Annotated in this window: 6 protein-coding genes; 3 read left to right on the top strand and 3 right to left on the bottom strand. The window is 56.8% G+C overall.

Annotated features, from left to right (window positions below):
* Window positions 1-464, top strand: a 464-nt coding sequence (locus tag ACWVCN_RS03330) for a S16 family serine protease (RefSeq protein ID WP_455244095.1), incomplete at its 5' end; no start/stop codon positions are given.
* A gap of 151 nt (window positions 465-615) precedes the next feature.
* Window positions 616-1,035, top strand: coding sequence for a peptide-methionine (R)-S-oxide reductase MsrB (gene msrB, locus ACWVCN_RS03335; RefSeq protein ID WP_455244096.1), 420 nt, complete (start codon window positions 616-618; stop codon window positions 1,033-1,035).
* A gap of 26 nt (window positions 1,036-1,061) precedes the next feature.
* On the opposite strand, the gene ACWVCN_RS03340 is transcribed toward msrB, so the two are convergent.
* The 3 genes from ACWVCN_RS03340 to ACWVCN_RS03350 are packed head-to-tail and all read right to left on the bottom strand — an operon-like array spanning window position 1,062 to window position 2,956.
* Window positions 1,062-1,583 (bottom strand): DUF4112 domain-containing protein, encoded by a 522-nt coding sequence (locus ACWVCN_RS03340; RefSeq protein WP_455244097.1) that lies wholly within the window; start codon window positions 1,581-1,583, stop codon window positions 1,062-1,064.
* Between the two features lie 14 nt (window positions 1,584-1,597).
* Window positions 1,598-2,158, bottom strand: coding sequence for a DsbA family oxidoreductase (locus ACWVCN_RS03345; protein WP_455244098.1), 561 nt, complete (start codon window positions 2,156-2,158; stop codon window positions 1,598-1,600).
* A gap of 18 nt (window positions 2,159-2,176) precedes the next feature.
* Entirely contained in the window at window positions 2,177-2,956 is a 780-nt protein-coding gene (locus ACWVCN_RS03350) for a cyclase family protein (protein ID WP_455244099.1), read from the bottom strand.
* Between the two features lie 69 nt (window positions 2,957-3,025).
* Between ACWVCN_RS03350 and ACWVCN_RS03355 the strand changes: the two genes are divergently transcribed.
* On the top strand, window positions 3,026-4,781 hold a 1,756-nt coding region (locus tag ACWVCN_RS03355), incomplete at its 3' end, for a B12-binding domain-containing radical SAM protein (protein ID WP_455244100.1).

The following is a 4,781-nucleotide window of genomic DNA, read 5'->3' on the forward strand; positions in this document are numbered from 1 at the left end:
CGCGCGCGGCTCGCAGCTACCTGTGGTCGCACGCCGAGAGCATGGGGCTCGATATTTCACGGTTCAAACGAAACGGTGTGCACATCCACGTGCCGTCAGGAGCCATTCCAAAAGATGGCCCCTCCGCCGGCATTACGATGGCGACGGCGCTTGCCTCCTCCTACGAAGGCAGGCCTGTGCGTAACGATACGGCAATGACCGGAGAAATCAGCTTGAGCGGACTGGTGCTACCGGTCGGCGGAATCAAGGAAAAGGTGCTGGCAGCTCATCGCGCCGGGATCAAGCGGGTCATTCTCCCCAAAGCCAACGAGAAGGACTTGAAGGAAGTCCCGCAGGAAGTGCGGGATGACATGACCTTCATCCTGGCCGAACGGATTGAAGAAGTCCTTCCGGCAGCCTTTAATCATGACGGGGCCGCACACGACACTACAGGGTCAGACAGAACCATCTCCGCTTCAGCCTAAAGGAAAGGGGACTTTGGAGTGCTGCTCCAGAGTCCTCTGCCCCTACCCTCTGCCATCCGCGCCCTTGCCCTCCGACAATTCGTATGTAAGGATGCTTGCAGTTCGTCGACATACAGTGGGGAAGTCCGAAGAGAAGGAAGGAGTGATTGCCATGCCTCAGAACATAGAAATCGGTCCGATCGTGAAGGTCGTGAAGACGGACGAGGAATGGAAGAAGCTACTCAGCCCCATGGCCTATCGGGTCTTGCGTCACGAAGATACGGAGCGGCCCTTCACCGACAACATGCACGACAATAAGAAAGCAGGCATCTACCACTGTGCCGGTTGCGATCTTCCGTTGTTTTCATCAGAACACAAATTCGACAGTGGAACCGGTTGGCCGAGCTTCTGGCAGCCGATCGACCCGAAAGTCGTTGAAACGACGACCGACTACAAACTCATCTTCCCCCGCACCGAAGTCCACTGCGCCCGCTGCGAAGGCCACCTTGGCCACGTGTTCAAGGATGGGCCGAAGCCGACCGGCCTGCGCTACTGCATCAACGGCGCAGCGCTCAAGTTCGTCGGGGAGTAGGAATCGCCCATCGTCTTGTGTTTGTCTTAGAGTGCGACGTATGCCCACACCTTCCAGACCACCCACAGCACCAGCGCGATCGCCAGAATGAGCACAAGCGCCACGCCGCCGATCATGCCCGCGACGTAGAGCCAGTCCACGTGGGTCCCTCGTGAAGGCCTGGTCGCTGCCTCACGAAGAAGGACGGCATTCCTTGCATGGCTCCTGAACCAGACAGAGAAGAGATCACCGAAGACGGGAACCGCTCCGACCGTTCCGTTGATGAGGAGGTTCACGGCCATGCGTGTGATGACGATTTGCGGAACTTGGAGGCGCGCAGCAAGTCCGAGAATCACCGTACCGATCAAATTCGCAATCACGTCGCCGATGCCCGGAATCAGTCCGAGCAATGGATCGAGACCGAGATACAATGGCGTGCCGGGAATTTTAACGGTCGTGTCGAGCACCTTGGCGAGCAACTCGGCGGTCTCCACCATGGCCTCGCGTTCGGCATCGGAAATTGGATGCTCCGGATGGGAAAGCGGTTGCCGAGTGCGTCCTTCGTCCACTTCGAGTAACCTTCCTAGGCTGCGCGCGGATCGAAGAATCGCTTCAGCTGTTCTTCCGGCACGCACCCAACGAGCAGATCGCCATCGGGCGAAACAATCAACGGCACACCGGCATGCCCGGTCGCATGCCAACCCTCGTTCCACTCCCCGATCAGATCTTCGAGGTCGGTCCCGTCTGAAATCCCGAACTCATCCAGCACCAATGGGTTCGAGATATCTTTTCCTTCAACCCAAAACGCACGGTATAGGGCCCGAACGATTTTCATTCCCGAATGACGATCTTGTTGGAGTTGCGACGCTGCCAGCATGATGGCAGGTCCGGTATTGGGCTTTCCAGGAGGCGACGCAATCGGCAACCCTGGGACCAGCCGTCGTACGACTAAGACTTCGTCCCGTAGCTCTGCTCCCAACGAACCGCTCCACGGTTTCATGGGACGAGGCAAATGTGGCGCATGCTGGACACTGCGCCATTCACAGCGATCGAGTAAGCCGGTAGTGTACAGTCGCTCGTGCAGCGCATAACAGAATGGACAATTGAAATCGCTATAGAGGAGGTAGGGGTTTTCCGTCGCCATCAGCGCGGTCCTTTTACATTAAGGAAGAATGGCGATAATCCGCACCGGTCCGCCCGTCCCGCCTTTGATTTTAATCGGCAAGGCCACCAAAGTGGCGCCCTTTGGAGGCAGCTTTTCCAAATTCGCAATGTTCTCCAGGCCGTAAATGTTCGCGCCGTTGACGATTTGATGCACGATGAAGTCCCGCGAGGGTCCGTAATCAATGCTGGGAGTATCGAGGCCAATCCCGTCCACATTCCGCTCATGTACCAAAAGATCCGCCGCCTCTTTCGAGAAACCCGGAAAATGGAGCGTCTTCGGATCGGACGGCGTATTACTTCCCAGATATTTTTCTCTGTCCGGCCAGCCTTCTCCCCAACCACAGAGCATCAGCACCACGGCCCCTTTGGGAATGCGACCATAGTGGGATTCCCATTGTTCAATATCCTCCACGGTCAAGCGATAATCACGATCTTGTTTCACGGCATGACGTACGTCGATCACGACCGCCGGCGCAACCAGTCGGTCGAGCGGAATCTCGTCGACCGCGAGTTTTCCCTCACCGAAATGGAGCGGTGCATCAATGTGCGTACCGCCATGCTCCGACATGGAAAAATCACCGGATGCATACCAATACCCTCCGGCAGTGGTTCCCCAGGCAGCCCTGTCCCATTTGAACGGCTTATTCGTGGGCCAGAACACCGTCTGCTCGTCAAACGGATAGGTCAAATCGACGAGTGTGTGTCCCTCGATGTCCGCAAAGGCAGCCGAGGGTACGCACAGCATCATCAGCAACACCATCACAAGGTTGCGTACCATTGATCCCTCCTCTCTTCCGATACTCGACTCCGTCTGGCTATCCTTCTCCTCACTATGCTATGTGACGCTATGGGCACCCAGACGGTTCTACTGCTGATCCCCCCCCTAACGCAACTCAATACCCCCTACCCTTCGACAGCCTATTTGACCGGCTTCCTGCGATCACGGGGCATAGCCTGCCACCAGGCCGATCTCGGAATTGAAATGGTACTCCGGCTCTTTAGTCGGCCCGGCTTGGTTGAGGTATTCGACCGAATCCGGGAACAGGGCGAGAAAGTTCCGGACGAAGCGCGGCAGATGCTGGCACGCAAAGGGGCTTATATAGACTTGGTCGACCCGGTGGTCGAATTTCTTCAGGGCCGCAACCCGGCCTTTGCTATGCACCTCGCCCGTCCCGGCATCCTCCCGCAAGGTCCTCGATTCCACGGGAGAACGATTTCTTCACGAAGCGTGTCTATCGAGGATCGCGCAAAACAATATGCAACCTGGTATCTCGAAGACCTTGTCGATCTGGTACAGGCCACGGTTGCGCCGCAGTTTGGAATCAGCCGATATGCGGAACACATCGCGCGGGCCGCATCCTCCTTTACTCCGATCGAAACTGCCTTGTCCGAACCGCCGAGCCTGACCGACGAATTCATGCTCGAAGCGCTCTGGCGGCACATTGAACGGGTTCATCCCACCATTGTCGGCATCTCCGTTCCCTTTCCAGGCAACCTTTATGGCGGCTTCAGAATCGCTCAAGCCATCAAGCGAAATCGCCCTCATATCACAGTGGTACTCGGCGGCGGCTACGTGAATACTGAGTTGCGCCGTCTGAGCGATCCTCGGGTGTTCGATTACATCGATTTTATTACTTTCGACGACGGCGAACGCCCATTGTTGTCGCTCATCGAATATCTTCAAGAAACACTGCCAGTCACAGCCCTCTGCCGCACGCTTTACCGGGACAATGGTCGCGTGCGCTTTTCCGGTGATCGTTCACAACAGGATTACTCCATGGATGAGGTCGGCTGCCCGACCTATGACGGGCTTGAACTCGGGAATTACCTCACAATCCTGGACAGCACAAACCCGATGCATCGCCTCTGGTCCGAAGGTCACTGGAACAAGTTGACCGTCGCGCACGGTTGCTACTGGAAACAATGCACTTTCTGTGACGTAAGCTTGAAGTACATTAGCCGGTATGAAGCCACCCCGACCGACCGATTGATCCGGCAGATTGAGCAACTGATCACCGAAACAGGCAGGCGGGGGTTTCATTTTGTCGATGAAGCAGCACCACCGGCTGCGCTCAAAGCATTGGCGCTCGCTTTATTGGAGCGCGGCCTCAGCATCTCCTGGTGGGGCAATATCCGATTCGAAACCGCATTTACGCCGGACCTCTGCCGCCTGCTTGCGGCTTCCGGTTGTATCGCAGTGACGGCTGGACTCGAAGCAGCGTCTGACCGCGTCCTGGAGAAGATCAAGAAAGGCATCACCGTCGATCATACTGCGTTGGTCGCCGCAGCGTTCAAGGACGCCGGGATCCTCATCCACGCCTACTTAATGTACGGCTGTCCAACCGAGACGATGCAAGAATCCGTTGACTCCCTTGAACGGGTTCGACAACTCATGGCCGCTGATCTCATTCAATCGGCCTTCTGGCATCGCTTTACGGCCACGGCTCACAGTCCTATCGGACTAAACCCCGCCGACCACGGTATCCGCATTCTCGACCATGAGTTCCACGGCTTCGCCGAGAACGATCTCGTGCATCGCGATCAACGCGTAACGGTACCGGACTGGCTTGGCGAAGGATTACGCCGCTCAGTCTTGAATTATC

Source organism: Petrachloros mirabilis (assembly GCF_975968855.1).

Excerpts from the sequence above, each read along its gene's own strand:
- ACWVCN_RS03350 (WP_455244099.1), bottom strand. The coding sequence starts at position 2,956 with ATGGTACGCAACCTTGTGATGGTGTTGCTGATGATGCTGTGCGTACCC.
- ACWVCN_RS03345 (WP_455244098.1), bottom strand. The coding sequence starts at position 2,158 with ATGGCGACGGAAAACCCCTACCTCCTCTATAGCGATTTCAATTGTCCA.
- msrB (WP_455244096.1), top strand. The coding sequence starts at position 616 with ATGCCTCAGAACATAGAAATCGGTCCGATCGTGAAGGTCGTGAAGACG.